Annotated in this window: 2 protein-coding genes and 1 pseudogene; all 3 read right to left on the minus strand. The window is 64.3% G+C overall.

The window, feature by feature from the left end; translation table 11 throughout:
• On the minus strand, positions 1–116 hold a 116-nt coding region (locus tag ACFE7U_RS15630; protein ID WP_375410648.1), incomplete at its 3' end, for an FmdB family zinc ribbon protein.
• Positions 117–118: 2 nt separating this feature from the next.
• Positions 119–1,348, minus strand: a complete 1,230-nt coding sequence (fmdA, locus tag ACFE7U_RS15635) for a formamidase (RefSeq protein ID WP_375410642.1) — start codon at positions 1,346–1,348, stop codon at positions 119–121.
• Between the two features lie 74 nt (positions 1,349–1,422).
• Positions 1,423–2,079: pseudogene (locus tag ACFE7U_RS15640) on the minus strand (hypothetical protein); the annotation flags it as partial.

Below are 2,079 nucleotides of genomic sequence, written 5' to 3' on the forward strand. Positions count from 1 at the left end.
GCGCGCCCGCACGACGATCCGCAATCGGGGCAGTCGTGCGGATCGCGGAACTGCGCCATCGGTCGAAGTACGGTGAAGGGTCCGCACGTCTCGCAGGCGTAATCATAGACGGGCATGGCTACAGGTCCGGCGAGAGCGGCATTTGCACGGAACCGTCGAGGAACTTCGTCGGGCCGTCGGCACCGGGGTTGATGTCGAACTCGAAGATGCCGGTGGGAATCCACAGCGTTGCGCAGGCGTTGGGGATGTCGACGACGCCGGAGATATGGCCCTGGACCGGCGCCGTGCCGAGGATCGAATAGGCCTGCGCGCCCGAATAGCCGAACTTCTTGAGGTATTCGATCGCGTTGAGGCAGGCCTGCCTGTAGGCGACGGTCACGTCCAGGTAATGTTGCTTGCCATACTCGTCGACCGAGACGCCCTCGAAGATCAGATGGTCGTCGAATTTCGGCGTCATCGGCGACGGCTTGAAGATCGGGTTCTTGATCCCGTATTTCGACATGCCGTCCTTGATCAGGCTGACCTTGAGGTGGACCCAGCCGGCCATCTCGATGGCACCGCAGAAGGTGATCTCGCCGTCGCCCTGGCTGAAATGCAGGTCGCCCATGGAGAGGCCGGCGCCCGGCACGTAGACGGGGAAGTAGATCTTCGAGCCGCGCGACAGATCCTTGATGTCGCAATTGCCGCCATGCTCGCGCCCCGGCACCGTCCGGGCGCCCGTCGCCGCCGCCGTGTCCTTCGCCTCGCCCTTGAGGCGGCCCATATGGGCGGTCGGTCCGAAGGGTAAGGTGGCGAGCGCCGGCACCCGGGTGGGATTGGTGTCGAAGAGGGCCTTCTCGCGGGTGTTCCAGGTCTCAAGCATCTTGGGATCGGGCAGGCAGCCGATCAGGCCGGGATGGATCAGGCCGGGGAAGCGAACACCGGGGATGTGTCGGGACTTCGTGAACATGCCTTCGAAATCCCAAATCGACTTCTGGGCCTGCGGGAAATGCTCGTCGAGGAATCCCCCGCCGTTGTTCTTCGAGAAGAACCCGTTGAAACCCCACTGGCTCTCGGGCTTCGCGCCGATGTCGAGGAGATCCACCACCAACAGGTCGCCGGGCTCGGCACCCTCGACCCCGATCGGGCCGGACAGGAAGTGGACGATCGACAGGTCGATGTCGCGGACGTCGTCGGCAGAATCATTGTTCTTGATGAAGCCGCCGGTCCAGTCGTAGGTCTCGATGATGAAGTCGTCACCGGGCTTGACCATGGCCACCATCGGGATGTCCGGGTGCCAGCGGTTATGGACCATGTCGTTGTCGTAGGCCGACTGGGTGAGGTCGACCTTGATCAGTGTCTCGGTCATTGTAGCGACTCCGCTCCCTTGTCTCGTACGGGGTATGAATCCCCTCTCCGCGGCCGGTTCTCCGGCCTCGTCCGTCAGCTCGCCAGCAGCTCCCTCAGAGCGGCGTCGACGAGTTCAATGTCGGGGCTGGTGCCGCGCGGGTCGCCGGCGAAATGGCCCCAATCGCTCTGGCACACGCGCAGTTGAGCGTTCGGCATGTGCTCGACTTCGTGGGCGCTGTCTTCGGGCGGGAAGTACAGATCGGAGGAGGCCGGCATGACGATGGCTTTGGCAGTGATGCCCGCGAGTGCCTTGCCGAAATCGCCCCCGTACCGAGGGTCGCCCGAGATGTCGGCGTGCTGCCAGGTCCAGAGCAGCGACAGAAGATCGTTCGCATCCTTGGGCAGGAAGAAACCTTCCCAGAAGTAGACCAGGAAATCCTCGAGCGACGAGTAATTCCACGGCACGTCCGCCGGCCGTCCGCCGAACGGCCGGACCGGCTGCTTAAGTTCGAGTTCCTTGCGGTAGAACGTCTGCGAGAAGCCCCAGCCGGCATAGACGCGGGCCGCCGCGCGCAGGCCCCGGCGCGGCGGCTCGTCGTACCACCCGTCATTGAACGCGGCGTCCGCGGTGAGAGCCGCCTTCACCCCTTCGAGGAAGACGTAGTTGTGCCGCGAGCAGCGCGCCGCGCCCATGAACGGCAGGATGCGCTCGACCATGTCGGGATACGACGCACCCCATTGGAACGACTG

This window comes from uncultured Methylobacterium sp. (assembly GCF_964251405.1).
In the GTDB taxonomy this organism is placed as follows: Bacteria; Pseudomonadota; Alphaproteobacteria; order Rhizobiales; family Beijerinckiaceae; genus Methylobacterium.

Coding starts and splice junctions, on each gene's coding strand:
- fmdA (WP_375410642.1), bottom strand. CDS start 1,348: ATGACCGAGACACTGATCAAGGTCGACCTCACCCAGTCGGCCTACGAC.